24 protein-coding genes are annotated in these 24,708 nt (G+C 57.0%); 8 read left to right on the top strand and 16 right to left on the bottom strand.

The features are described from left to right. The first annotated feature begins 134 nt into the window (after window positions 1-134). From EPE01S_RS07855 to EPE01S_RS07830, 6 genes are all read left to right on the top strand, one after another. Window positions 135-1,337, top strand: a complete 1,203-nt coding sequence (locus tag EPE01S_RS07855; protein ID WP_062744079.1) for a PfkB family carbohydrate kinase — start codon at window positions 135-137, stop codon at window positions 1,335-1,337. A 44-nt stretch (window positions 1,338-1,381) separates the two neighbouring features. Next, a complete protein-coding gene (locus EPE01S_RS07850) occupies window positions 1,382-2,305 on the top strand; it encodes a dihydrodipicolinate synthase family protein (protein ID WP_062744078.1) in 924 nt (307 codons plus the stop codon). 104 nt (window positions 2,306-2,409) lie between these two features. Then, entirely contained in the window at window positions 2,410-2,901 is a 492-nt protein-coding gene (locus EPE01S_RS07845; protein WP_062744077.1) for a NanQ anomerase/TabA/YiaL family protein, read from the top strand. Then, on the top strand, window positions 2,898-4,199 hold the full coding sequence (locus EPE01S_RS07840; RefSeq protein ID WP_062744076.1) for an MFS transporter: 1,302 nt from the start codon (window positions 2,898-2,900) through the stop codon (window positions 4,197-4,199). Before EPE01S_RS07845 ends, EPE01S_RS07840 begins: the two co-directional genes overlap by 4 nt. 94 nt (window positions 4,200-4,293) lie before the next feature. Next, a complete protein-coding gene (gene yidA / locus EPE01S_RS07835; RefSeq protein ID WP_062744075.1) occupies window positions 4,294-5,103 on the top strand; it encodes a sugar-phosphatase in 810 nt (269 codons plus the stop codon). Window positions 5,104-5,187: 84 nt separating this feature from the next. Further along, window positions 5,188-6,456 carry a YidR family protein gene (locus EPE01S_RS07830; RefSeq protein WP_062744074.1) on the top strand — a complete coding sequence of 423 codons (1,269 nt, stop codon included), beginning with the start codon at window positions 5,188-5,190 and terminating at the stop codon, window positions 6,454-6,456. Here the strand turns inward: EPE01S_RS07830 and EPE01S_RS07825 are convergent. Continuing rightward, the gene (locus EPE01S_RS07825) at window positions 6,437-6,799 is read right to left on the bottom strand and encodes a YceK/YidQ family lipoprotein (protein ID WP_062744138.1); all 363 of its coding nucleotides are present in this window, start codon (window positions 6,797-6,799) and stop codon (window positions 6,437-6,439) included. The two genes, EPE01S_RS07830 and EPE01S_RS07825, sit on opposite strands and share 20 nt — an antisense overlap. A gap of 295 nt (window positions 6,800-7,094) precedes the next feature. Between EPE01S_RS07825 and ibpA the strand changes: the two genes are divergently transcribed. After that, the gene (gene ibpA / locus EPE01S_RS07820; RefSeq protein WP_062744073.1) at window positions 7,095-7,517 is read left to right on the top strand and encodes a small heat shock chaperone IbpA; all 423 of its coding nucleotides are present in this window, start codon (window positions 7,095-7,097) and stop codon (window positions 7,515-7,517) included. Between the two features lie 40 nt (window positions 7,518-7,557). Here ibpA and EPE01S_RS07815 read toward each other — a convergent pair whose 3' ends face one another. Beyond that, the gene (locus EPE01S_RS07815; RefSeq protein WP_062744072.1) at window positions 7,558-8,811 is read right to left on the bottom strand and encodes a valine--pyruvate transaminase; all 1,254 of its coding nucleotides are present in this window, start codon (window positions 8,809-8,811) and stop codon (window positions 7,558-7,560) included. Between the two features lie 362 nt (window positions 8,812-9,173). Here EPE01S_RS07815 and EPE01S_RS07810 point away from each other — a divergent pair, with 362 nt between their 5' ends. Further along, window positions 9,174-10,382, top strand: coding sequence for an aldose 1-epimerase family protein (locus EPE01S_RS07810; protein WP_062744071.1), 1,209 nt, complete (start codon window positions 9,174-9,176; stop codon window positions 10,380-10,382). Between the two features lie 99 nt (window positions 10,383-10,481). On the opposite strand, the gene ghrB is transcribed toward EPE01S_RS07810, so the two are convergent. From ghrB to fdxH, 14 genes are all read right to left on the bottom strand, one after another. Next, window positions 10,482-11,447 carry a glyoxylate/hydroxypyruvate reductase GhrB gene (gene ghrB / locus EPE01S_RS07805; protein ID WP_062744070.1) on the bottom strand — a complete coding sequence of 322 codons (966 nt, stop codon included), beginning with the start codon at window positions 11,445-11,447 and terminating at the stop codon, window positions 10,482-10,484. 84 nt (window positions 11,448-11,531) lie between these two features. Next, window positions 11,532-12,818: an MFS transporter gene (locus EPE01S_RS07800; protein ID WP_062744069.1), complete on the bottom strand. Its 1,287-nt coding sequence runs from the start codon at window positions 12,816-12,818 to the stop codon at window positions 11,532-11,534. 73 nt (window positions 12,819-12,891) lie between these two features. After that, window positions 12,892-13,845, bottom strand: coding sequence for a sugar kinase (locus tag EPE01S_RS07795; RefSeq protein ID WP_062744068.1), 954 nt, complete (start codon window positions 13,843-13,845; stop codon window positions 12,892-12,894). Between the two features lie 3 nt (window positions 13,846-13,848). After that, complete coding sequence (locus EPE01S_RS07790) at window positions 13,849-14,598, bottom strand: sugar phosphate isomerase/epimerase family protein (protein WP_062744067.1); 750 nt, start codon at window positions 14,596-14,598, stop codon at window positions 13,849-13,851. Window positions 14,599-14,799: 201 nt separating this feature from the next. After that, window positions 14,800-15,828, bottom strand: a complete 1,029-nt coding sequence (locus EPE01S_RS07785; RefSeq protein WP_062744066.1) for a LacI family DNA-binding transcriptional regulator — start codon at window positions 15,826-15,828, stop codon at window positions 14,800-14,802. A 59-nt stretch (window positions 15,829-15,887) separates the two neighbouring features. Further along, window positions 15,888-16,874 (bottom strand): LacI family DNA-binding transcriptional regulator, encoded by a 987-nt coding sequence (locus EPE01S_RS07780; protein ID WP_062744065.1) that lies wholly within the window; start codon window positions 16,872-16,874, stop codon window positions 15,888-15,890. Between the two features lie 125 nt (window positions 16,875-16,999). Continuing rightward, window positions 17,000-17,659, bottom strand: a complete 660-nt coding sequence (locus tag EPE01S_RS07775; RefSeq protein WP_062744064.1) for an OmpA family lipoprotein — start codon at window positions 17,657-17,659, stop codon at window positions 17,000-17,002. 113 nt (window positions 17,660-17,772) lie between these two features. Further along, window positions 17,773-18,336: a DNA-3-methyladenine glycosylase I gene (locus EPE01S_RS07770; RefSeq protein WP_062744063.1), complete on the bottom strand. Its 564-nt coding sequence runs from the start codon at window positions 18,334-18,336 to the stop codon at window positions 17,773-17,775. Between the two features lie 75 nt (window positions 18,337-18,411). Continuing rightward, window positions 18,412-20,250, bottom strand: a complete 1,839-nt coding sequence (gene selB / locus EPE01S_RS07765; RefSeq protein ID WP_062744062.1) for a selenocysteine-specific translation elongation factor — start codon at window positions 20,248-20,250, stop codon at window positions 18,412-18,414. Then, complete coding sequence (gene selA, locus EPE01S_RS07760) at window positions 20,247-21,626, bottom strand: L-seryl-tRNA(Sec) selenium transferase (RefSeq protein WP_373279666.1); 1,380 nt, start codon at window positions 21,624-21,626, stop codon at window positions 20,247-20,249. Before selA ends, selB begins: the two co-directional genes overlap by 4 nt. A gap of 8 nt (window positions 21,627-21,634) precedes the next feature. Then, window positions 21,635-22,246, bottom strand: coding sequence for a glutathione S-transferase (locus EPE01S_RS07755; RefSeq protein ID WP_062744060.1), 612 nt, complete (start codon window positions 22,244-22,246; stop codon window positions 21,635-21,637). A 3-nt stretch (window positions 22,247-22,249) separates the two neighbouring features. Then, window positions 22,250-23,176, bottom strand: coding sequence for a formate dehydrogenase accessory protein FdhE (gene fdhE, locus EPE01S_RS07750; protein ID WP_062744059.1), 927 nt, complete (start codon window positions 23,174-23,176; stop codon window positions 22,250-22,252). Then, window positions 23,176-23,826 carry a formate dehydrogenase cytochrome b556 subunit gene (fdoI, locus tag EPE01S_RS07745; protein WP_062744058.1) on the bottom strand — a complete coding sequence of 217 codons (651 nt, stop codon included), beginning with the start codon at window positions 23,824-23,826 and terminating at the stop codon, window positions 23,176-23,178. The genes fdhE and fdoI overlap by 1 nt, the downstream gene beginning before the upstream one ends. Beyond that, window positions 23,823-24,707 (bottom strand): formate dehydrogenase subunit beta, encoded by an 885-nt coding sequence (gene fdxH / locus EPE01S_RS07740; protein WP_062744057.1) that lies wholly within the window; start codon window positions 24,705-24,707, stop codon window positions 23,823-23,825. The genes fdoI and fdxH overlap by 4 nt, the downstream gene beginning before the upstream one ends. Between the last annotated feature and the right edge of the window lies 1 nt (window position 24,708).

The raw sequence follows: 24,708 nt of genomic DNA, 5'->3' as shown, positions 1-24,708 counted from the left end.
AGACCTCCGGGTCTGCTTTTTTTTTGCTTTTTGGTTTCCCTTCCGTTTGCTTCCGTTTTTCCCCGCGTGCTATGACCGCTATCACTTTTAAACCTTTCATGCTCACTTAGTCTCTTAAACAGTAAGAGGTGACTATGTATCTGGAACAACGGCGTAACCACATCCTCGACTATCTCGACCAGTATGAAACCCTGAGTGTGGCCTGGCTGGCGGGGACGTTTTCCGTATCGAAAGAAACTATCCGTAGTGACCTGGCCGCGCTGGCTGTGCAGGGATTGATCCAACGCTGCCACGGCGGTGCGATGGTGATACGTCGCAATTTGCAGGCAAAACTGATTACGGAAACGGGCGGTAATTTTCAAGTGTTATTACAGCGCCTGGAGGAGCAGCGCTCAGCGCCACGTCACCCCCGAAGGACGCAGGGGCGAGTGTGTATTCTCGGTTCATTTAACGTTGATATTGTGGCCAAAGTGGCGCGTTTTCCCAAAGGCGGTGAGTCGCTGCTGGCGCTGGGCAGTACGCTAGGGCCGGGAGGCAAAGGAGCAAACCAGGCGATGGCCGCCAGCCGGGCTGGTGCCAGAGTGCACTTTGTCTCCAAGGTTGGCACGGGCCAGTTCAGCCAGTTTGCTTTCGATCACCTGTCGGCATCGGATATTCATTCTTTCAGGTTGTACCAGAGTGATGTGGAGCCAACGGGTAACGCGATCATCTACGTCTCTCAGCAGGATGGTGAAAACATGATTGCCATCTATTCCGGTGCCAATAAGACCCTGACGGACGGGGAAGTGGCAGAGATGACCCATGAACTGGCAGGTTCTGACGTACTACTGGTGCAGTTAGAAAACAACTTTTCCGCGACGCTGAATGCGATGAAGCTGGCGAACACGCTGGGCGTGCGGGTGATTATGAATCCGGCGCCGTTCTCTGAAGATGCACTGGCCTGCCTGCAGTATGTGGACGTGTTGACCCCAAATGAAACTGAAGCCTCGTTGCTTTCAGGGGTGGAAGTCAGCGATCTCGACAGCGCCAAAGAAGCCGCGCAGGCGATTGTCCGGCAGGGGGCAAAGCGGGTAATTATCACCCTGAGTTCACGCGGGGCGCTGATCCTCGATAACGGTCAGTTTCAGCATATTGCTGCTTTTCCGGCACTCAGCGTGGATACCACCGGGGCTGGAGATGCCTTTAACGGGGCCTTCGCTGCGGCCGTGGCGAACGGGCAAACCATTGCGCAGGCGGCCACCTATGCCGCCGCGTTTGCTTCACTGGCGGTAGAGCGCGAAGGGGCATGCAATATGCCCGATCACCCACAAGTGGTCGCGCGTCTGGCGCAACGCTAAATACAACTGACTTTCATGCAGCCTTGCTGCCTCAGGAGAACCAAATGAAGAAGATAGAAGGCATTGTTCCGGTTATGTTGACGCCGTTTACCGATGACAACCAAATCGACTATCCCGGCCTGGAACGGCTGATTAACTGGTATCTGGCACAGGGTGTGGATGCGCTATTTGCCGTCTGCCAGTCCAGCGAGATGCAGTTCCTGACACTGAAAGAGCGCGTGGATTTGGCGAAGTTTGTCGTGGAGAACGTGCAGGGGCGCGTACCGGTTATTGCTTCCGGCCATATCAGTGATGCGCTGGATGCACAGATTGAAGAACTGAGCGCGATGGCGGATACCGGCATTGATGCTCTGGTGCTGGTGACTAACCACCTGGATCCGAAAAATGAAGGGAGCGACAGATTTTTCTCCACGCTGAACGCTCTGCTGGAAGTTCTGCCGGCCAGTATGCCGCTGGGGCTCTACGAGTGCCCGGCACCTTATCGCCGCCTGCTGACCGATGAAGAGTTCAGCTTCTGTGCCAACAGCGGACGTTTTGTGGTACTGAAAGATGTCAGCTGTGATTTGCCTACCGTACAGCGCCGCGTGAAGCTTGCAGAAGGCACCCCGTTCAACATTATCAATGCCAATGCCGCCATTGCCTGGCCTGCCATCCAGTCCGGTTCAAAGGGCTTCAGCGGTGTATTCACCAACTTTCATCCTGAGCTGTACCACTGGCTTTACCATCATGGTGCTGCGCAACCGGAAAAAGCGCAGGAGCTGTCGTTATTCCTGTCACTCTCTGCGGTAACCGAAACCCTCGGCTACCCGAAAAACGCCAAAATTTATCACCAGCAGCTCGGCACGTTCGACAGTGAATTCTGCCGGGTGAATAAAGATAACGTGCTGGAAAAATTCTGGGGCCTCGGCGTATTGCTGGATCAAATCCAGCAAGGCACTGCGCTGTGGCAAAAGAAAATCGCGGGCTAACCTTCGCGCCGGGCGGCCCTGTCAGGGGCTGCCCGCTGTACCCCACAACCCGCTAAACAAATAACAAAAACTCGTTCGATGCGAGTGAAAACGGGACGACAACCATGATTTTTTGCGATCGCAACGACTGGGCGAGGGAACGTCATACCCTGCATCCGGTCATTAACCAGGCTCTGGAATGGATTGCAGCAACGGATTTTTCCGCGCTGGAACCCGGTAAGTTCGACATCCTTCCTGAGAACAAAATGTTTTGTCTGTACCAGACGATGGACACCGTCCCGGCCAGCGAGATGCGTGCCGAGTCGCATTTTCAGTACGTCGACATTCAGTATCTGCTCTCCGGTGAAGAGACGATCGGTGTGGCGCGTGCCCACCCGAGCCACAGGGTGGTAGAAGACCGTGCCGAACAACACGATATTGTGTTTTATCACCAGACCCATAATGAATCGATGATTGCGCTGGAAGCCGACACCTTTGTGGTGCTGTTTCCTCATGATGTTCATCGCCCCTGTTGCCAGACCCATGGCGTTTCCCACCTGCGAAAAGCGGTGATCAAAATCCACCTGAGTCTGTTTACTGACGAGAAAACATCATGAAAGACACCTCTGTAACTGCCTCTGGCGCGCAGCCACTCACCGCCAACCCGCCGCAGATCTCCCGTCTGCGCTGGGGCATTATTCTGATCCTGCTGCTGGCTGCGGTGGTGAATTACCTTGACCGTGCCAACCTCAGTATCGCCAATACCACTATTGCTGCCGAATTTGGCTTCTCGCAAACCGAGATGGGATTGCTGCTTTCCGCATTCCTCTGGCCTTATGCGCTGGCAAATCTCCCCGCTGGCTGGCTGGTGGATAAATTTGGCCCGAAACGCATGTTCTCCTGGGCGCTGGGGCTCTGGTCGGGCTTTACCTTCCTCGCTGCCTTTGTGAACAGCTATTCGGTGTTTTATGGCCTGCGTATGTTGCTGGGGATTTCAGAATCGCCGTTCTTCACCTCCGGCATCAAAATCACCCATCGCTGGTTTGGTGATAAAGAACGTGGCCTGCCCACCTCAATCATTAATACCGGCTCGCAGATTGCCAACGCCATTGCACCGCCCATCCTTACCGTGCTGCTGTTAAGCTTCGGCTGGCGCGGTATGTTTATGGCGATTGGGCTAATGGGCATTCCCCTGATGCTGGCCTGGTGGAAATTCTACCGTGACCCGGACGCACGAGAAGATGCGCTGATCCATGCTGGTCACCGTAGCGTCACGGCCGCGGGCGACGCTGCGGTGAAAACCAGCTGGGGGGCGTTGTTCAGGCACCGTACTACCTGGTTTATGGTGATCGGTAACTTTTCAATTATGTTCACTATCTGGGTTTATCTCACCTGGCTGCCAAGCTATCTGGAGAAATCACTCGGTTTCAGCCTGAAGCAGACTGGCTGGATCGCGTCGATTCCCTTTTTTGCGGGTATTCTCGGCGTGCTGGTGGGCGGAATGTTATCCGACAGGCTGGTGCGCCGCGGGATGAAAGCGATCCATGCGCGTAAAATCCCGATTGTGGCAGGTGCTGCGCTGGCGGCCTGCTTTGTGGCCCCCATCCCCTTTGTGGACAGCACGCCGCTGGCGATTATGCTGCTGTCGCTGGGGTATTTCTGCTCGCAGATGCCGCAGGGGGCTATCTGGACGCTGGCCACCGATATTGCCCCGAAAGATCAGGTGGCATCGCTGGGGGCGATCCAGAACTTCGGCGGTTTCCTTGGGGCTGCGATGGCACCGATTGTCACCGGGGTGATCCTGGATATGACCGGTAAGTTTACCAACGTTTTCCTTCTCGGGGCCGGGTTGCTGATGCTGGGCGCGATCAGCTACGGCTTCTTTGTTAACAAACCGCTGGCGACACAACGCTGACCGGGGCGTGCCGCCGTTGATACCGTCATCAGACTGGTCATCGTTAGCTGAATCGCGCTAGCATGGGGACAAATGGTTAGCTAACGAGGATGGTATGGCGATTAAACTGATTGCGATTGATATGGACGGCACGTTGCTTAATCCGCAGCACGAAATTTCTCCGCGCGTGAAGCAGGCGATCCAGGCCGCACGTGATAACGGTGTCGCGGTGGTACTGGCGACGGGACGTCCGTTTATCGGTATCCAGCGCTACCTGGCGGAGCTGGGCTTACAGCAGGAAGGTCAGTACTGCATCAGCAATAATGGCGCGCTGGTACAAAAGGCCGACACCGGTGAATGTGTAGCAGAAGTGGCGGTCAGCTTTGACGACTATCTTTACTATGAGCAGATGGCGCGCGATCTCGGCGTGCATTTCCAGGCGCTGACACAGACCCATCTGTACACGGCGAATAAAGATATCAGCCGTTATACCATTCATGAAGCCAGTCTGACGGGGATTCCCTTGCGCTACCGCCCGGTAGAGGAGATGGACGCCGCCATGACCTTCCCGAAAATCATGATGATTGATGAGCCGGAGCTGCTGGATGCCGCCATCGCGCGCATTCCGGCGGAAGCCCGTGCGCGTAATACCCTGCTGAAAAGCTCGCCTTACTTCCTGGAAATTCTTAACAAAGAGGTCAACAAAGGCGCGGGCGTGAAAGCCCTGGCTGACCGTCTTGGGCTGCAGCGTGAGGAGGTGATGGCGCTGGGCGACCAGGAAAACGATCTGGCGATGCTGGAATTTGCCGGAACAGGGGTGGCGATGGGCAACGGCATTGACGCGGTTAAAGCCATCGCGCAGTTTGTGACCGCGTCTAACGCTGAAGATGGTGTGGCCGTGGCTATCGAGAAGTACGTTCTGTAATTTTTGCCCTGCCTCTCAGACGGCGGATACCCTTCGTCCGCCGAATGCATTACCCTTAACAAAACCGTGCTAAGGGTTCTCACGATGAAAGAAAAACAGCTCACTTTCGCTCCGCGCCATCACCAGTTGACCAATATTAACGTCTGGACCGCCGACAGCCAGTGGCTGGCCTATGATGTTCGTCCCAGCGGGGCGTCCTTTACGGGATTGACGGTTGAGCGGGTTAATGCGCACAGCGGCGTGACGGAAGTGCTGTATCAGGCACGTGACGGTGCCCATGTCGGTGTCGTGACCGTCAGCCCGGATCTGCCTGCCCGTTACGTCTGCATTCACGGACCGGAACACCCCGACAGCCAGTGGAAGTATGATTTCCACCATCGCCGCGGCGTGATCGTTCAGTACGGCGTCGCGGAGAACCTGGATGCCTGCGATATCACGCCCCCTTATACCCCCGGTGCGCTGCGTGGAGGATCTCATGTACACGTTTTCAGCCCGGACGGTTCACGCCTGAGCTTTACCTATAACGATCATGTCATGCATGAGTGGGATGTGAGACAGGATTTGCGCAATGTGGGGGTGGCCGTGCCGCTGCACGCGGTGTGTCCACCCAGGCACCATCCCCGCGAATATGATGGCAGCCACTACTGTGTGCTGGTCAGCCGAACCACGGCCAGCCCACGGCCGGGCAGCGATGAGATTAACCGGGCCTACGAAGAGGGTTGGGTGGGTCAGCAGGGTTACCGGCGTGCCGACGGCAGCCAGCAGCGCTGGGCGCTGGCCTTTATGGGCGACACGCTGTCGGCTGGCGGGGAAAAAGTCACCGAGGTGTTTATCGTTGACCTGCCGGAAAGCAATGCGGCGTTTGCTATTGCAGGTGATGCGCCGCTGGAAGGCAGTGAAACCCGACTGCCGGCTCCGCCCCGGGGGGTGCAGCAGCGGCGTCTGACCTTTACCACCGATCGCCGTTTCCCAGGTCTGGCCGCCGCACCACGCCACTGGCTGCGGAGTTCACCGGATGGCAGTGTCATTGCCTTTCTGATGAAAGATGATGCCGGCGTGGTGCAGTTGTGGACAATCTCCCCTCTGGGCGGTGAACCGCGGCAGGTGACACGGGGCGACAGCGATATTCAGTCCGCCTTTAGCTGGCATCCTGACGGGCACCAGCTGGCGTTTGTGATGGACAATAGCATCACCCTCTGTGATGCCAGAAGTGGCGCGTTGCGACGCATCACCGCGCGCAGCGCTGTCGCTCCGGTGGCCGATGCAGTGGTGTTTTCTCCTGATGGCCGCTCGGTAGCGTATCTGCGTGACTGTGGCGAATTCCGACAGATATTTACGGCGCAGGCGAATTAGCCACGTCCGGAGCGATGGTCTGCCGCATAATCTCGTTGGTGTGATTCTTCTGCTCGCTGCGGCGCACGCGATCGCGCGGTGAGTCAGTATCCCCGGCGCGGTAATAGTCTACCGGCAGCAGTAACGTATCCAGTACGGCAGAAAAAGGCAGGTCGATCAGGGCCAGTGGCTTTATTACCCAACTACTTTCTTTGTTCGTCAGGACGCTGGCGCTGGCGCGCGTACCGGAGTAATAGCCTTCACTGGGGCCGCTGTGCGTCATCACGCTTGAGCAACCGCTGGCGCTGGCGAGGGAAACACAGGCAACCAACCCGGCAATATGGCACTTCTTCAAAGCTTTCATCTCGATAATCCCTTCAGTCATGGCAAGCCTGGCTGAGACTCATTGCCGGCGTGCAGGTCACTCTGTGGTGACTGACACGATGGCCCGGCGAACTCATCCCTGAGTGTATGTCATTACGTGCTTTCAGGTAGAAAAATCGTCATATACCCCTTGAAAGCATGGTGTTCATCACCATTTTATTTCTACGGTCAGTGAAACCTGTGCCGACAGGGCAGTCTTTTCTGATCCGGCGACCCGTCCATGATGGAGGGCCGTTAACATTGACTTATAACTCGCTGACAATCAGGAGCTTAACATGCGTAATTTCGACCTTGCCCCACTTTACCGTTCATCCATTGGTTTTGACCGCCTGATCAACCTGCTGGAATCCAGTCAGAGCCAGAGCAACAACAACGGCGGCTATCCTCCGTATAATGTTGAGCTGGTGGGTGAAAATAACTACCGCATTACGATTGCTGTTGCCGGTTTTGCTGAAAATGAGTTGGAGATCACCTCCCACGATAATCTTCTCAGCGTGCGTGGATCGCACCCGGACGAACAGCAGGAGCGCACCTATCTCTATCAGGGGATCGCGGAGCGTAACTTCGAACGTAAATTCCAGTTAGCCGAACACGTTCATGTTCGTGATGCAAAACTGGAAAACGGTTTACTTTACATCGATCTTGAGCGCGTCGTTCCTGAAGCGAATAAACCGCGTCGTATCGAAATTATCAAGTAAGACTGCGTGTTAGTCGGGCCGCCAGCAGACGCTGGCGGCCTTAAAATGACTCACGGTGTGCCCGCTCAACTTCTTCTGCCAGAATGCTAATCCCCTGCTCAATCTTATCGCTGTCCGGCACGTAGTTCATTCGCATACACTGATGCGTGTGTGGCCACGCCTGTTCCAGCCCCGGGAAAAAGAAATGCCCCGGCACCATCAGCACCCCCCGTTTTTTCAGCCGCTGATACAGCACTTCAGTGGTGATCGGCAGATCTTTAAACCAGAGCCAGAGGAAAATTGCCCCTTCAGGCTTATGGATCAGACAGCGGTCGGGGGATAAATAGCGGCGGATCACGGCAATGGTCTGCGTCACGCGCTGCTGATAAAACGGCTTAATCACGTCTTCCGACAGTCGCAACAGGTCGCCGCGCTGGATCATCTCATTGGCGATGGCGGGCCCAACGCTACCGGGTGCCAGACTGATAATGCCGTTCATATTACTGACAGCGGAAATCACCTTCTCATCAGCAATAATGATGCCGCAGCGCGCACCCGGCAGGCCAAGCTTCGACAGGCTCATGCACAGAATAATATTTGGATTCCACAGCGGACGTGCTTCGCTGAAGATAATTCCCGGGAAGGGGACGCCGTAGGCGTTGTCGATCAGCAGCGGGATATCATGCTGCTGTGCCAGCGCATCCAGCTTGAGCAATTCGTCATCGGTGATCACATTCCCGGTCGGATTGGTCGGCCGCGACACGCAGATCAGACCGGTGTCTTCACCGATATGCAGATGTTCAAAGTCCACATGATATTTGAACTGGCCTTCCGGCAGCATTTCAATATTGGGTCGCGTCGAGACAAACAGGTCTTCATCCAGACCGGCATCGGCGTAACCCAGGTATTCAGGAGCCAGCGGGAACAGGACGCGCTTTTTGCTGCCGTCAGCGCGGTAGCCGGCATACAGGTTGAACAGGTAGAAGAAGGCGCTCTGGCTGCCGTTGGTCAGGGCAATATTTTCCGGGGCGATGTCCCAGCCAAGCTGGTCGCGCAGCAGGGCCGACAGGGAGTCCAGCAGTGTCGTTTTACCCCGTGGACCGTCATAGTTGCACAACGCTTCTGCCAGCTTGCCTTCATCATGCATCTGCTGAAGCAACTGCTGAAAATAGTCGTTCATAGCCGGGATCTGCGCGGGATTGCCACCGCCCAGCATCACGGTGCCCGGCGTACGTAAACCCTGCCCCATATCTTCCATCAGGCGTGAAATGCCTGTATGGCGCGTAAATTTGTCACCAAATGCCGAAAAGCTCATACCCTGTTAATCACTTGTTATTTACAACGGGTGTCCACCTTAACGCCAGCACTTGTACGATGCAATCTTCAGGGGAGCGCGATAGCATTTGTTCATGGCGGCGAGGTTGGCGGATATCTGCCGACCGGGTCGCGTGTCAGAAGCTGAATCGTTTAAAGGTAATAGCCCTGCCTCGTGCCTGGCATCACATCCGTTAATGTATCCACCGTGATTAAGGGCAAAATTTAGTGATTTACTGCACGTTTAATGGAGTAAAAAACGCCAATAGGCCAGTCGGTGATGGCTATCACGTTTTTATCCTGCGCTGGTTTGTAGTCTGTTCCTCGATCAAGCTTAATCAATTCAGCTAAAGGATAAGAACCATGAAAAAAACGCTTCTGGCAGGGGTAGTAATGGCGGTGATTAGCGGTCAGGCAGCAGCACAAAGCTGGTTGCTGACAGATGCTGAAACCAGTACGGAAAAGGGAAACTGGCAGGTAAGCAGCCAGCAGCTGAAGCTGGGAGGGGAAAGCTTCAGCATCGAGCAGAAAGTGCTGCACGGCGGCAAGCAGGAAGGGTCAAAAGTGCTGACCATTACCAGTAAAAATGGCCTGACTATCAGCCTGAGCCCAACGCGCGGCATGGATCTGCTTAAAGTCACCGGACATGGCGTTCGTCTGGGCTGGGATTCACCGGTGAAGGAAGTGGTCAATCCGGCGAATATCAATCTGGAAAGCCGTAACGGCCTGGGCTGGCTGGAAGGGTTCAATGAGATGATGGTGCGCTGCGGCTTCGAGTGGACCGGCCACCCGGTGACTAAAGACGGCATGATCTACACGCTGCACGGGAAAGCGGGCAACACCCCGGCGTCGAAAGTGGAAGTGATTGTCGATGACAAAGCCCCGCATGAAATCCGCATTCGCGGCCTGCTGAAAGAGACCACCTTTAAAAAAGCGAACCTCGAAACCTGGACCGAGCTGCGCTATGTCCCGGGCTCCGATGCCTTTACCGTTCATGATGTGCTGACCAACCAGGCCGATTATCCTCACGACTATCAGATTATCTATCACAGCAATTTCGGTACGCCGATCCTGGAAAAAGATGCCCGCTTTATTGCCCCGCTGAAATCCGTTTCACCGTTTAATGACTACGCCAAAAAAGGGCTGGATGGCTGGAATGTTTACGGCGCACCAACCAAAGACTTCGATGAGATGGTATTTAACCTGACGCCGAAAGCCGACAGCAATGGCAAAACCGTGGCCGCGGTGATCAACAGCAAAGGGGATAAAGGCGCATCGATTGAGTTTGACACCCACCAGCTTCCGCTGCTGACCATGTGGAAAAATACCGACACCCTGAAACAGGGCTATGTAACGGGGATTGAGCCCGGTACAAACTATGCCTATCCGGTCACTATCGAGAAAGAACAGGGGCGCGTGAAACAGTTGCAGGCAGGACAGAGTACTGAATTTACGCTGACCTATACGCTGCTGAAAGATGCCAGCGCGGTACAGAAGGTCGAACAGCGTGTGAAACAGATCCAGGGGGATGACACCGTCGCCATCGACGAAACGCCTATCGCCAAAGAATAATCGTCGCCGCCAGGCAGGGGTTGACCGCATTTCCGGTCAACCCGCAACCGGGCAGGGCCGATCGTCAATACGACCGGCCCTGCAGAACGACAGCTGTGGTTAACGCGGATTAACGCAGTTCTTTTCTACCCTGTCGTTTAGCGCGGCAATCAGGTTATCAACGGCATCTTTCGCCATCCCGTAGCGCGTTTCATGGGTCGCGGAGCCAATATGCGGCAGCGCCACCACGTTACGCAGCTGCAGCAGTTCAGAGTTCACCGGCAGGGGTTCCTGCTCAAACACATCCAGCCCGGCGGCGTGGATCGTCCCGTCTTTCAGCGCGGCAATCAGCGCCTGCTCGTCCACCACCGGACCGCGTCCGGCGTTAATCAGCACCGCACTTTTCTTCATTTTCGCCAGCTGATCACCACCGATCAGGTGGTGCGTCTGTTCGGTCAGTGGCAGGCTGATACAGAGAAAGTCGGACTCGGCCAGTAGCTGATCGAGGTCACAGTACTGCGCATCAAAGCGCTGCTCGGCTTCCGTATGATGTTTACGGGCGTTGTAGAGGATGGGCATGCCAAAGCCAAGATGTGCGCGTTGTGCCAGCGCCAGGCCGATGCGGCCCATGCCGAGGATCCCCAGCTTCTTATGGTGGACATCAATGCCGTACCAGTCAGGAGCAATACTTTTTTGCCACTCTCCCGCTTTAACGCGTTCCGCCATCTCGACCACGCGGCGGGCAGAACTCAGCACCAGTGCCATCATGGTATCCGCCACAGTTTCGGTCAGCACCGTCGGGGTATGCATCAACAGGACACCACGCTCGTTGAGCGCCGCCACGTCGAAATTGTCGTAGCCGACGGAAACGGTTGAGGCAACGCGCAACTCAGGCATATGCTGCAAAAACGCAGCATCCACTTTACCACCGGAGCCCAGAATACCTTTGGCCTGACGAAACGTGTCGGCATGAGCCGCGAGGGTTTCCGGGCTTAAATCTTTCACCTCGGTCACGCTGAAATGCTCATCCAGACGTGCGCGCAAATCGTCAGGTAACGATTTATACAGCACTACAGAAGGTTTCATATGCTCTTCCTATTTCCTTTATTTCATTAACAGAGTGGCACGTCTCCCCAACGAAAACCGCCTCTGTTTCAGAGGCGGAAGCCGCTATTTTGAGGAGAGAGCGCCATCAGGCAGCGGCGACTGCTTATTCTGCGCGGGCTTTACGATAAGCGTCAGCCAGACGGAGACCAGTAAGGCGCTGCCCATAAAAATATACGACGCGGACGGGCTGCCGGTGGCACCGTTCAGGTAACCCACCACCCAGGAACCGAGGAAGGAGCCCAGCGCCCCCATGGCATTAATCAGCGCCATGGCGCCGCCGGCAACGTTACGCGGCAGCATTTCCGGGATAATGGCAAAGAACGGGCCATAAGGGGCATACATCGCCGCCCCGGCGATCACCAGCAACGCATAGGACAGCCAGAAATTACCCGGCCCCACCAAATATGAGCCTAAAAAGGCCATGGCACCAATCAGCAGTAACGGCCAGACAAACAATTTACGGTTTTGTAACTTATCCGAAGCCCAGGAGACAACAATCATCGCTATCGTGGCGGCCAGATAAGGTACGGCCGACAGCCAGCCCGCTTCCACCATACCCATCTGTGTGCCGTTACGCAGAATGGAGGGCAGCCACAGCACAAAGCCGTATACGCCGATGCTCCAGGTAAAATACTGGGCGCACAGGATAATGACGTTTCGTGACTTAAAGGCTTCGGCATAGTTACGAACGGCTTTCAGGTTCTCCTGCTCTTTCTGTAACTGCGCCTGCAGGGCGGCTTTTTCGGCATCGCTCAGCCATTTGGCCTGCGCCGGTTTATCCTGCACCAGGAACCACCACGCTACCGCCCAGATCACCGCCGGGAAGCCTTCAATAATAAACATTTCACGCCAGCCAAAGGCGTTGATCAGATAACCGGACACCACTGACATCCACAGGACGGTCACCGGGTTACCGAGGATCAGGAAGGTGTTGGCGCGCGAACGTTCCGATTTGGTAAACCAGTTGCTGATGTAGATCAGCATCGCCGGCATCACCGCGGCTTCCACCACGCCGAGCGTAAAGCGGATGGCGGCCAGCATCGGAATATTACTGACCATCCCGGTCAGCGTGGCGCAGATACCCCATAAAATCAGGCACCAGAACACCAGCTTTTTAACGCTGCGGCGCTCGGCGTAGATTGCCCCCGGGATCTGGAAGAAGAAGTAGCCGAGAAAGAACAGGGCGCCCAGTAACGAAGAGACACCTTTGGTGATGCCAAGGTCTTCGTTGATCCCGGCGGCAGAGGCAAAGCTGAAGTTGGCACGGTCAAGGTACGCCAGGCTGTAAGTGATAAACACGATGGGCATGATGTACCACCAGCGTTTAGGCGCGATTGTCTGATTTTTCATAAGTCTGATCCTCGGTGGCCGCATTCTTTAGTAGGGGTCGATGCGGTTTGTTTTTTTCCGGGTCGTGACGGCGTCAGAAGTCACCCAGCGCAGCGCGCGTCGGTAATCCTTCGCTGTCACCGATCGCCTGAATGGCCAGTGAACCAATTTTGTTACCGCGCAGTATCGCTGCCGGTAGCGTTTTGCCTTCCAGTAAGGCGCTGATGACGCCGACGGCAAAGCCGTCACCGGCACCGACGGTGTCCACGACATTATCCGTTCTGATCGCCGCCACCTGGCCGCTGTCGCCGTCAGCCGTTTTGTACCAGGCGCCGTCACTGCCGGTCTTGATCACCACCGCTTTCACGCCCATCGCCAGGTAAAAATCGGCAATGGCTTCCGGCTGCGAATAACCGGTCAGGATCTGGCCCTCTTTGATGCCCGGCAGCACCCAGTCGGCATACTGCGCCAGACCGTTCAACTGCCTGACCATCTCCGCTTCGCTGGACCACAGTACCGGACGCAGATTCGGGTCGAAGGAGAGGGTTTTTCCCGCCTTTTTCATCGCCTGCGCGGCCTGCTGTAACAGTGCAAGCGACGTGTCGGAGAGCGCCGCCGCTACGCCGCTCAGGTGCAGGTGACGTGCCGAAGCGAAATATTCCGGATTAAAATCCTCGCCGGAAAGGTGGCTGGCGGCTGAGCCCTTACGGAAATACTCCACCTGCGGATCGGAGCCATCGTCGACTTTCGATTTCAGCTGAAAGCCGGTCGGGTAACGGGCATCAACTGTCACCTGACGGCGATCCACGCCCTCCAGATCCAGCTGCTGGCAGGTAAATCGTCCGAAGGAGTCATCGCCGATGCGGCTGACCCAGCCAACATTCAGGCCCAGGCGGGCCAGGCCAATGGCGACATTCAGCTCAGCCCCGGCGATGCGCTTGCTGAACCGGCCGGCACTGGCGAGATCGCCGCACTCTGCGGCCACGAACATCGCCATCGCTTCGCCGATGGTGACCACATCCAGGGGGCGGGTAGTTGCAGTACTCATGATCTACTCCTCACGCAGCAGGTCGACATAGTGGCGGGTCACCGCCACCAGATCCGGGCCTTCCAGCGGAAATTCAATAGCACGCGGAACGTCAGCGGGCAGCAGGGCCAGCGTGTCACGCCACAGATTATCAGCCTCATCCAGCGCCACGGCGCGCCAGCCTTCATCCTGCCGCACGGCGGCCTTCACATGGATATAGCTGACATAACGATTCAGGCGCGCGGCGGCCTCCAGTGGTTTATCGCCCACCCACAGCCAGTTGCCCATATCAAAGGTCATACCGTTGCAGGTGCGGCTTTCTCCACAGGCGTGGAAAAAGCGATCGAGCGCGGCCAGTTTCCCGCAATCGGTCTGATCGTTTTCCACCACCAGATGCACTTTTTTCCCGGCGAGCTTACTGCGCAACGCCTGGCAGGGAAAACGCGGGTCATAATGTCCCAGCGCATATTTTATTAACTGGGCATTAAGCTGTTCCGCTTCGGCAAAGTGCTGGTCGAGACGGGGATTAAGCGAACCATCTGCCATAAACAACGCTTCCGGTACGGAATAGAACGCCACCAGCCCGACGTGACGGATAGCCTCCGCCATCACGGGCAGCGAGGCGAGTTCATGCTCTGTCATCAGCTCGCGGCGGATTTCCACGCCGTCCGCCCCTGCAGCGGCAATAACCGGCAGCAGCGCCTGCTGGCCACCCATGGCTTTAACCTGCTGTTGCCCGTAGGCAGCGGTGACGACGATGATTTCTCTTTTCATACATCCTTCCTGCATCACTGTTCTGTTAAAAACGTTAGATGGAACCGGTTCCAAAAGATAGCAACAGAAGTGGAATTTATGATCGCGCTCACGATGTGCACAATTAGTGGCAGGGAAAGGTCTTAAAAAGAGAGGGAATGAAGGGTTGTCACCAACGGAGTAAGAAAAGCCTGCCGGCGTATAGGGCAGGCCTGAAAAATATTACGGTACGAGTTTTTGCGTTGATCCGCGCACGATCAGTTCACCGCTGAAAACCTGTTCATGCCGGGGCTGGTCATCGCCTGCAATACGTTTCAGAACCTGCTCCAGGGCGGCATAACCTATCTGCCACGTAGGCTGCTTCAGCGTGGTGATCCCGACGCCGGCCAGCTCCGCCCACTCCAGTTCGTCAAAGCCCAGCAGCCCAATCTGCTCACCCCAGTTCAGATTCAGGCGGCGCAGCGCGCGGGCAACCTGTAACGTCAGCGCCCCGTTCACCACCATCACGGCGCAGGGGATGCCGCGATGACGCTGGTAAAAGTCGCTCAGTACTGCATCCAGACGCGTGGGGTCGCTGAGGGAAATCTCGGCCTGTTCCGCCACCAGCTCAGGCTGCTGTGCCATACGCTGGCGAAAGCTGTGTACGCGCTCCAGCCGGGTGTTGACCAGTCCCAGCGGCTCGCTGATAAACAACAGCGCCCGGTAACCCTGTTCAAGCAGGTGCTCTGTGGACAGCACGGCGGCAGCATGGTTATCCAGCCCTACTACATCACATTCAAACTCGGGAATTTTACGGTCAATCAGCGTCATTGGCAGCAGTGACTGCTGAAGCTGGTTCAGTGCCTCCTCACGCATGCCGACTGCATTCACCACAATGCCTTCCACCTGATAGCTGTTGAGCAGATTGAGATAGTGTTTTTCAAGGTCAACTTCGTTATTGGTATTACACATCAGCAGGGTAAAGCCGTGGGCGCGGCAGGCGGCTTCAATGCCGCTTAACACATTAACGGAATAGGGGTTGGTAATGTCGGCAATGATCAGGCCAATCAGCCTGGTGCGTCCGCGTTTCAGGCCGCGTGCCATCTGGCTGGGACGATAGTTCAGCGCGGCGATCGCCTGCTCAATACGCGTTTTCAGGTCGGCGGAAAGCGCGTTCAGTTCGCCGTTCAGGTAGCGTGAAACGCTGGTTTTTCCGGTGCTTGCGGCTTTCGCAACATCGCTGATAGTGGCTTTGACGGCCTTACGGTTCATGGTGTTCCCAGATGGTGAAGATGGCGCGAGACTATCACAACTTATCCGCGACGGCAGCATCAGGGCAGTTTTAGCTCCGGCTGCCACAGCACCTGCAGCGTGGCGACATCGTGGCCCTCAATCAGCTTCTGAGCCATAGCAGCCACCTGCTGACCGACGTCGGGACGCGTTGCCTGAACAATACTGGCGACCGGATCGGAGACCACCGAATCGGCGGGCAGGCCATCGTAAACCACCAGCACAATTTGTTGCGGACCCGTGAGCCGGCCTGCTTCCCGTAGCGCAATTGCGGCACCATCGCCGAGCATATTACAGTCGGTGACGATGACCTGAGGTTGCGGATGCTGTGCCAGCATCTGTCGGGTCAGACGGTAGCCTTCCCGACGGGTAGGTTCCACCTGCCAGCATGCGTTATTGACCAGACCGCGTTGTGCCAGTGCATCAAGAAACCCCTGTCGCCGCTGATCAACGAAAGTCTGATCGTGATGACTGCCCAGCCAGGCAAAACGCTGTAAACCGCAACCGGCATAATGGTTGACCGCCAGCGCCGGGCCGGCATGGTTATCAAAATCGAACCAGGCGTAAGGCTGATCCAGATCGCTGCGCCCCAGTGCCAGGAACGGGAAGCCCAGCCGCTGTAGCGTGATCAGGCGGCTGTCCTGCCGTGCGGTATGGGCGACGATCAGGGCATCCACACAGTGGGTGCGCAGCATTCGCTGCATGCCGCGATGATCATCGTGGGTTTCATCGGCGATGATGAGCAGGTCAATATCAAACCGCGCAAGCGATTGCGCGGTGGCCCCCATCATTTCGACGAAGCTGATATCGTTAAAGGGTAACGGTGTGACAGGAAACAGCAGACCCACGGCATTGGTCCGCCCGGTTTTCAGGCGACGCGCGACCGCGTTAGGCCGATATCCGATACGTCGGGCTTCCTGTTCAATACGCAGGCGGGTTTCCTGTGCCACATCATCATAGCCATTAAGGGCACGACTGATGGTGGTAACAGAGAGCCCAAGAGTGCTGGCAATAGCTTTAAGTGACATATTTACAGAGGGTGATCAATTTGTGCGCAGGTTAGCACAGATCCTACATGCTCACTATGATGCGGCGAAATTATTCGGAAAAACAGGAATAATCGCCCCGGCACAGACAGGCCGGGGCGGGTGTATTACAGCGGGCTGAGGGTGATCTCAACGCGACGGTTTTGCGCTTTGCCTTCCGCAGTGCTGTTGGAGGCGATAGGGTTATCCGGACCCATGCCGCTGGTACGAACGCGGCTGGCGGCGACGCCCTGGGTAATCAGCGCGCTACCCACGCCGTCCGCACGCTGCTGTGAAAGGGTCATATTCAGCTGACGGCTGCCGCTGCTGTCGGTGTAACCGACAACGTTCACTGCCGTTTTTGGATACTCTTTCAATACCATCGCCACGCCGGTGAGGGTGTTGGCACCCGCCGGTTTCAGCGTGCTGCTGCTGCTGTCAAAGGTGACATTGTTCGGCATGTTCAGCACGATATTATCGCCATTACGCGTTACGCTCACGCCCGTGCCTTTCATTTTGTCACGCAGCTTCGCTTCCTGTACATCCATGTAATACCCGGCTCCACCGCCCAGTGCAGCCCCGGCAGCCGCACCAATCAGTGCACCTTTACCCCGGTCTTTCTTGGAAGAGGAGAGCATCCCTACCCCTGCACCCAGCGCCGCGCCAATACCCGCGCCAATGCCGGATTTACCTGCTTCGCGCTCTCCGGTGTAAGGGTTGGTGGTACAACCTGCCACGCTCAGGGTGCCGCACAGCACCAGAGCCAGTGTGATGACGCGTTTTTTCATTGGGGGTTCCTTCTCATTGCAGCATCTGGACAACGTTGCCCATAAATGCGGCCATTATGCCGCTGAAATATGGAGGAAATACCCAGGCTTATTCTCAATTTTGTAAGCGAAAGCTACTTGTTGTTATCAGGATGACAAAAGCACGCCGTGGTATGCTCGCTGATCAGCCCACAGGCCTGCATAAACGAGTAGCAGGTTGTGGAGCCGACAAATTTGAATCCGCGCTTTTTAAGGGCTTTAGACAGGGCATCTGAGGTCGCGCTGGTGGTCGGGGCCGCCCGATAGTCCTCGAAACGGCTGATCTGTGTCTGATGCTCAACGAAGCTCCAGATAAAGGTGTTAAACGGTTCACCTGCGGCTTCCATCGCCAGCAGGGCATGTGCATTGGCCATAATGGCGGCGATTTTTCCCCGGTGACGGATGATCCCGCTGTCCTGCATCAGACGTTCGATATCCTCTTCATCCATGGCGGCAACGGCCCGGACATCAAAATGATGAAAAAGGCGGCGATAGTTTTCGCGTTTTTTTAATACCGTTAACCACGACAGTCCGGCAACCTGGCCTTCCAGGCAGAGCATTTCAAACAGCGACCGGCTGTCTGTCAGTGGAACGCCCCACTCTTCATCGTGGTAGGCAATATAGAGAGGATCCTGTGAAACCCAGCCGCAGCGTTGCATCGTCAATGTTCCTTATCCGAAGGGGATGCCATGGTAGCGTTAAACTCCGCCTCTGCGCCAGAGGCCCTTTCGGCGCTAGCGGAACATATCTTCATCGCGCAGCAGATGTTCATTACCGCGACGGCGGGTGAAGCCGCAGCGATCAAAATACTCCAGGATCTGCACCGCCAGCTTGCGCCCGATCCCGAGCTGGTCACGAAAATCGCCGGCGCTGGTACTCTGCTGCTGTACTGCCCGCTGGCGGATGATGTCAGCAAAACGCATAAGGCAGCCATGACTGTAATAACGGTCTTTTACGATGGCAGTGATCTCGCCGCTCTGCGCCGCCTTGCGTAACAGCTGCCGCATCTGCTCTTCGTCACAGTCATGTTTTAAGGCCATGTCGCGCACCCACCATGCGCCGGTGGTAAACAGTGGTTGGATCTGTAACCAGATCGCTTTCTCCCGGTCATCAAAACGGATAGAGAAATCGGGCAGATGCAGCCAGCCACGGTTATTCATCAGTTTGTTACTGCTCATTAACCCGTCGATTAAGCTAAAGACCAGTGATTCAGGCAGCGTCGGTAACGCCATACGGCGGAGGCGGTCACGGCCAATACCTGGCCGATCGTTATGATTGTTGTGGTAGTTTCCCAGCGCGACCAGCAGGTCGTTCTGCCACTCTCTGGCCTTTACCTGAGGGCACAGATACCCGCCTTCAACAGCAGGCATTACCGCCGTCAGCACATCAGACAGGGCCTGGTCCGTCATTTGCAGCAGCCACCCCAACGCCTGAGGGGTGAAGGGGTGCTGTTGCAGTAGCAGTCGCACTTTTTCTGCCGCATCCCGTGCGTGTTCCCGCTGCTGCAGCCAGGCAATAAATTCCGGCTGACGCCTTCCGCGCTTCGGTGGCGTCAGCAGCAGCACCCTTGCTGCGCCCAGTGTCTCCCGCGCGCTGATGTCGCGCAGGATCAGCCGGTCTTCATCGGTCAGCCACAGCGGTTTATCGAGGTGTAATTCGGCCAGGTTATCCTGCAGTAATGCGATGCGGCCGGTAACATGGCTGGCCGCGTGATGCAGATGCAGCGTCTGCCCCTGGCGTAGCGGCTGGCGCAGCGTCAGGGCGACTATGGCCCGATCGCACGGCTGCACGGGGGGGGCGGTCAGCAGCCAGTCGCCCCGGCCAATCTCATCCTTTTCCACGCCGCCGGTGAGGTTCAGCGCAATGCGCTGGCCGGAATGGGCGTGCTCCGTAGGCTGGTTTTGCGCGTGCAGGTTGCGCACCCGCACCCGCTTGTTCATTCCCGTCAGCCAGAGCGAATCGCCGGTGTGTACATCCCCGGACAGCGCGGTGCCGGTGACCACTACTCCAGCCCCTTTAACGTTGAAGACACGATCGATAGCCAGGCGGAAAGTACGGCCGGTTTTCGCCCGTGGGGCAGGAAGATGGCGCAGATGGTCGCTCAGTTCGGCAATACCGGCACCGCTCTGCGTGCTGGTGGTGAACAGGGTGAGGTTTTCCCAACCCGACTGGCGCACCAGCTCGCGGATCTGCTGCGCAACGGTGTCACACTGCGCAGGGTCTACGTTGTCACATTTGGTCACCGCGACGGTCAGTGAAGGTTGTCCGCTGAGTTGCAGGATCGCCAGGTGCTCGCGGGTCTGCGGCATAATGCCATCATCGGCAGCGACGACCAGCAGGGCATGATCGATACCGCCGATGCCACTCACCATATTATTGAGAAACTTCTCGTGGCCGGGGACGTCAATGAAGCCGATGACCTCTCCGTCGGATCGTGGCAGCCAGGCATAGCCAAGATCAATGCTCATTCCCCGGGCTTTTTCTTCCGGTAAACGGTCAGTGTTAGCGCCAGTAATGGCCTGAAGCAGAGAGGTTTTTCCGTGGTCAACATGGCCCGCCGTGGCAATAATCATGTCGTCATCATCCTGATAAAGAGAGTGTCATCTTCCAGTGTCCGCAGGTCAAACCACAGACTGCCATTAAAAATACGGCCGATCACCGGCACCTCACCGGCACGCAGCCTGGCGGCCAGCGCCATCAGCGTCCCACCGCTGTCGTCCAGCGGGGTAAGGGTGAGGGCGACGGAAGGGAGTCGTTCAACCGGCAGAGAGCCACTGCCAATTTGAGACAGGCATTCCGCGGTACTGACCCTGAACGAACCCGCCAGCGCTGCCGCCAGCGGCGGTAACAGGCGCTGGGCCTGAAGGGCGATGTCGGACTGTGGGCGGGTCAGTAGCCTCAGTGTGGGAAGCCGGTTCGCTAACTGTTCCGGGTGAAGATAGAGCTGTAACGTTGCTTCCAGCGCGGCCAGCGTCATCTTATCCACCCGCAGCGCCCGTTTCAGCGGGTGCTGCTGCAGCCGGTCAATCAGCGCTTTTTTGCCCACAATGATGCCCGCCTGTGGCCCGCCGAGCAGTTTATCTCCGGAGAAGCTGACCAGGCTGACGCCAGCGGCAATCAGCTCCCGGGGCATCGGCTCCTTCGGCAGGCCGTAGTGGCTGAGGTCAATGAGCGAACCGCTGCCCAGATCGCTGATGACCGGCAGGTTAAGCTCGTCGCCCAGCGCCACCAGTTCGGCCTCGCTCACCGCTTTGGTAAAACCCTGTACCTGATAATTGCTGGTGTGTACCTTCATCAGCAGCGCGGTCTGTTCCGTCACGGCGGCGCGGTAGTCCTTCAGATGGGTACGATTTGTGGTGCCGACTTCGCGCAGCCTGCAGCCTGCCTGTGTCATCACATCGGGGATACGAAATGAGCCGCCGATCTCCACCAGTTCGCCACGTGATACCACCGCTTCTTTTCCCGGGGCCAGCGCAGCCAGCATCAGCAGGACCGCCGCCGCATTGTTATTAACGATACAGGCATCTTCCGCACCGGTCAGCTGACAGAGCAGGTCGGCCAGCGCCCGATCGCGGTGCCCGCGACCGGCTTCATCCAGAGCATACTCCAGGGTCACCGGCTGGCGCATCACCCGGGTGACGGCGGCGACAGCGGACTCCGCCAGCACGGCCCGGCCAAGGTTAGTATGCAGCAGGGTGCCGCTCAGGTTCAGCACCGGCAACAGGCCGCTACGCCCGACTTTTTCAAGATGCTGGTGGGTATGGTGGGCCCAGTCCGAGCACCAGTCGGGGAGATGCTGATGCTGACGGATATGCTCTCTCGCCTGTTTTTGTAACTGACGGAGCAGTGTCACCACCTGCTCATGGCCCCAGCGTTCACTCAGGGCCTGAAATTCTGCCTGGCGCAGCAGGCGATCAATGGAGGGAAGTTGGCTGAACAGTGTCTTCATTAAGGGGCTCAGTTAGCGGGCGGTTCCGTACGGGCAAAGCTGTCACGCTGGAACAGGGTGGTAGCCAGTGCCACCAGCGTGGGCCGGTTCACATTCCAGGCGGGTGCTACGCGGCGATAATTGAGGTAACCCAGCGTGCAGGCGGTGGCGATATCGGCCAGGGTGATCTGCGGGCTGTTCAGCCATTTTCCCTGCGCAGCCGCCGCTTCGAGTGCATCCAGCCCACGCTGGATTTTATCGCGCTGACGCAGCATTTCACTGGCAGACTGCTGGTCCGGCGCTTTCTGCTGTTCGCGAACGATCAGCAGTGCGGCATCGCAGACGCCATCCGCCAGCGCCTCCAGCTGGCGAACTTCAAGCTGGGCGCGCGGGTCAACGGGCAGAAAGGCAGGGTCGATATGTTGGAGCTCAAGCCAGGCGGCGATAATCGACGAGTTATACCAGACCTCTCCGTCATCACTGACCAGCGCAGGAACCTTGCCCAGCGGAGTATAGTCCTTCACATGGCTGCCTTCATGCCACGGGGATTCGTTGATGAACTCGAAAGTCATGCCTTTTTCCAGCAGCATCACCGAAATTTTACGCACATACGGACTGGTGTAATTACCGATAAGCTTCATCGTCTAGTCTCCCGGGAATAAAAATGGATTCAGACTGCTGCGGGCGAAGCCTTCCTGCTCCATGCGCGCATCAAGAATTAATGAGGCGAGGTCGTCAGCCACCGGTTCGACCGCCGGGTCCTTTTCCTGATAGAGCATCTTCAGGTAGGTGCCGCAGTCACCGCAGCTTTCTGCCTTGATGGCTGCCGTTTCATTATCCAGTGACCAGTAGTGCAAGTCCTGGGTCTGTTCGCAGTTACTGCATTTGGCGCGAACCACATGCCATTCGCTTTCACACAGGTTGCAGTGCAGATAACGCAGCCCGTCTTTGTGGTTGCCCATATGGATCACGCTGGACACCGGCACACTGGCACAGACCGGGCAGAACTGACGTTGTTCACCGGCTTCCGCCCGGGCTTTGCCGGGGATCAGCGCGGCCATCTGCGCCCAGTACAGGGATAATGCCGCCCAGATAAACGGGGATTTATCGCTGCTGACCTGGGCAAACTCACTGGCAAACAGCGCGCTGGCCATGGCTTCCAGCTCGGCGGAGGAGGCTTTTTCCAGATTTTCCAGCACTGCCAGCGCCTGACCGGTCATTTCAGGTTTAAGTTCAGCGATCAGGGAATGCAGCAGGCGCTGCCAGTGGTTGTCGCGCGGCAGGGTATTGATATCCAGCGGAGGTTTGCCGAGACGGGCGCTTTCCTCCAGCCGGGCGTACAGATCCTTTTCTAACGGATGGTCGTAGAGCACGATCTCCTGAGCGGTCGCAATGACTGCCGCAAAGCGCAGATAGTCACCCAGGGGGTTCTTTTCTGCCAGCTGCCGTAAACGGGCGGCGCGGCGGCTGTAAAGCTGCTTCAGCCTGGGGAAAAGTAACGGCGGAATACTCGCCGCCGTTGTCGGGTCGCTTTTCTCCAGCCTGTCCTGCGGGATAATGCGAATAGTCATCAGGGACCTTTTTCCTGTTGTTTTTGCTGGTTTTGCTGCTCTCGCACGCTACGATACCAGCGCGGGTGATGCTTTTTAGCCCAGGTTGCGGTGACCCAGCCTTCGACCATCGCCGTTATCGTGCCTTTGATCCAGAGCGCGGCGTAGACGTGTACCATAATCACCACGATCAGAACCACCGCCGCCACCGAATGCACCACCAGCGCTCCCCGTATCAGGGGAATGCTGAAGAGGGGGGCAAAGTAAGGACGCCAGATCACCACGCCGCTGGCCAGCAGCAGAATTAAGCTGATGATAGCTGCCCAGAATACGCACTTCTGACCGAAATTATAGCGCCCGGTGTCGCCGGCCTCCTCGTTTTGAACAATTTTATGAATATTTTTTGCCCACACTACGTCCTGCCTGTCGAAAAGATTGTGTCGCCAGTAGCGGAAAAACATCAACAGAAAGGCAGCGAACATCACTACACCGACAAAAGGATGCAGGATGCGCGCCAGTTGCGGCGTACCGAGGATGTGCATCAGCCAGTTAAACGAGGGGAAGAAAAACCCCAGTCCGCTGACGGCCGCCAGGATAAAACAGAGCACTACCAGCCAGTGATTAAGACGTTCAGGCGCGCTGTAGCGCTGAATACGCTGATGGGGTTTCATCGATCATCCTCCTGATGTTCATCCTCTTCGGCCCGGTTCGGGCCGACCCCGACATAGTGGAATACCGAGGCGGCAAAGGTAGCGGCAAAGCCAAACGCAGCCAGTGGTTTCCAGATACCTTTCCAGAAGGTGACGGCCGGACTGATGGCCGGATCCTGCGGCAATCCGTGATACAACGTGGGCCGGTCAGCATGATGCAGCACATACATGACGTGTGTGCCGCCCACGCCTTGCGGATCGTACAGGCCGGCATGGTCATAGCCGCGTCCTTTCAGTTCCCCGACGCGCTCTGCCGCCACCTGCTTCATCGCCTCTTTACTGCCAAAGTGAATCGCACCGGTGGGACAGGTTTTCACGCAGGCCGGTTCCTGGCCAACGTTTACCCGGTCGACGCACAGGGTACATTTGTACACCCGGTTATCCTGCGGGTTAAGACGCGGCACATTGAACGGGCAGCCGGCAATGCAGTACCCGCAGCCGATACACTGTTCAGACTGGAAGTCGACGATACCGTTGGCATACTGAATGATCGCGCCCTCTGACGGGCAGGCTTTCAGACAGCCTGGGTCAGCACAGTGCATACAGCCATCTTTGCGGATCAGCCACGCCAGCCGGCCGTTTTCCTCCACTTCAGAAAAGCGCATCACGGTCCAGGATTTGGCGGTCAGATCGGCGGGGTTGTCGTATACCCCGACGTTAGTCCCGATTTCATCGCGGATGTCGTTCCATTCGGAGCAGGCCACCTGGCAGGCTTTACAGCCGATGCAGGTGGTCACGTCGATCAGTTTGGCCACCTCCTGCTGGTGGTCGCGGGCCTGCGGGGGAGGGGTCAGGTCATTGGTTGCCGAACGGCGAATGATGTCCTGTGATTGATAAGCCATC

It is taken from the genome of Erwinia persicina NBRC 102418 (assembly GCF_001571305.1).
GTDB lineage: Bacteria > Pseudomonadota > Gammaproteobacteria > Enterobacterales > Enterobacteriaceae > Erwinia > Erwinia persicina.
Note: the sequence above shows the minus strand (reverse complement) of the source record. Positions and strands in the feature narration are given on the sequence as shown.

Coding starts and splice junctions, on each gene's coding strand:
- EPE01S_RS07850 (WP_062744078.1), top strand. CDS start 1,382: ATGAAGAAGATAGAAGGCATTGTTCCGGTTATGTTGACGCCGTTTACC.
- EPE01S_RS07775 (WP_062744064.1), bottom strand. CDS start 17,659: ATGAAAAAACGCGTCATCACACTGGCTCTGGTGCTGTGCGGCACCCTG.
- EPE01S_RS07830 (WP_062744074.1), top strand. CDS start 5,188: ATGAAAGAAAAACAGCTCACTTTCGCTCCGCGCCATCACCAGTTGACC.
- EPE01S_RS07825 (WP_062744138.1), bottom strand. CDS start 6,799: ATGAAAGCTTTGAAGAAGTGCCATATTGCCGGGTTGGTTGCCTGTGTT.
- EPE01S_RS07790 (WP_062744067.1), bottom strand. CDS start 14,598: ATGAAAAGAGAAATCATCGTCGTCACCGCTGCCTACGGGCAACAGCAG.
- EPE01S_RS07815 (WP_062744072.1), bottom strand. CDS start 8,811: ATGAGCTTTTCGGCATTTGGTGACAAATTTACGCGCCATACAGGCATT.
- EPE01S_RS07845 (WP_062744077.1), top strand. CDS start 2,410: ATGATTTTTTGCGATCGCAACGACTGGGCGAGGGAACGTCATACCCTG.
- selA (WP_373279666.1), bottom strand. CDS start 21,626: ATGAAGACACTGTTCAGCCAACTTCCCTCCATTGATCGCCTGCTGCGC.
- yidA (WP_062744075.1), top strand. CDS start 4,294: ATGGCGATTAAACTGATTGCGATTGATATGGACGGCACGTTGCTTAAT.
- EPE01S_RS07810 (WP_062744071.1), top strand. CDS start 9,174: ATGAAAAAAACGCTTCTGGCAGGGGTAGTAATGGCGGTGATTAGCGGT.
- EPE01S_RS07785 (WP_062744066.1), bottom strand. CDS start 15,828: ATGAACCGTAAGGCCGTCAAAGCCACTATCAGCGATGTTGCGAAAGCC.
- ghrB (WP_062744070.1), bottom strand. CDS start 11,447: ATGAAACCTTCTGTAGTGCTGTATAAATCGTTACCTGACGATTTGCGC.
- EPE01S_RS07780 (WP_062744065.1), bottom strand. CDS start 16,874: ATGTCACTTAAAGCTATTGCCAGCACTCTTGGGCTCTCTGTTACCACC.
- EPE01S_RS07755 (WP_062744060.1), bottom strand. CDS start 22,246: ATGAAGCTTATCGGTAATTACACCAGTCCGTATGTGCGTAAAATTTCG.
- EPE01S_RS07770 (WP_062744063.1), bottom strand. CDS start 18,336: ATGCAACGCTGCGGCTGGGTTTCACAGGATCCTCTCTATATTGCCTAC.
- fdxH (WP_062744057.1), bottom strand. CDS start 24,707: ATGGCTTATCAATCACAGGACATCATTCGCCGTTCGGCAACCAATGAC.
- fdoI (WP_062744058.1), bottom strand. CDS start 23,826: ATGAAACCCCATCAGCGTATTCAGCGCTACAGCGCGCCTGAACGTCTT.
- EPE01S_RS07800 (WP_062744069.1), bottom strand. CDS start 12,818: ATGAAAAATCAGACAATCGCGCCTAAACGCTGGTGGTACATCATGCCC.
- ibpA (WP_062744073.1), top strand. CDS start 7,095: ATGCGTAATTTCGACCTTGCCCCACTTTACCGTTCATCCATTGGTTTT.
- EPE01S_RS07855 (WP_062744079.1), top strand. CDS start 135: ATGTATCTGGAACAACGGCGTAACCACATCCTCGACTATCTCGACCAG.
- EPE01S_RS07795 (WP_062744068.1), bottom strand. CDS start 13,845: ATGAGTACTGCAACTACCCGCCCCCTGGATGTGGTCACCATCGGCGAA.
- fdhE (WP_062744059.1), bottom strand. CDS start 23,176: ATGACTATTCGCATTATCCCGCAGGACAGGCTGGAGAAAAGCGACCCG.
- EPE01S_RS07840 (WP_062744076.1), top strand. CDS start 2,898: ATGAAAGACACCTCTGTAACTGCCTCTGGCGCGCAGCCACTCACCGCC.
- selB (WP_062744062.1), bottom strand. CDS start 20,250: ATGATTATTGCCACGGCGGGCCATGTTGACCACGGAAAAACCTCTCTG.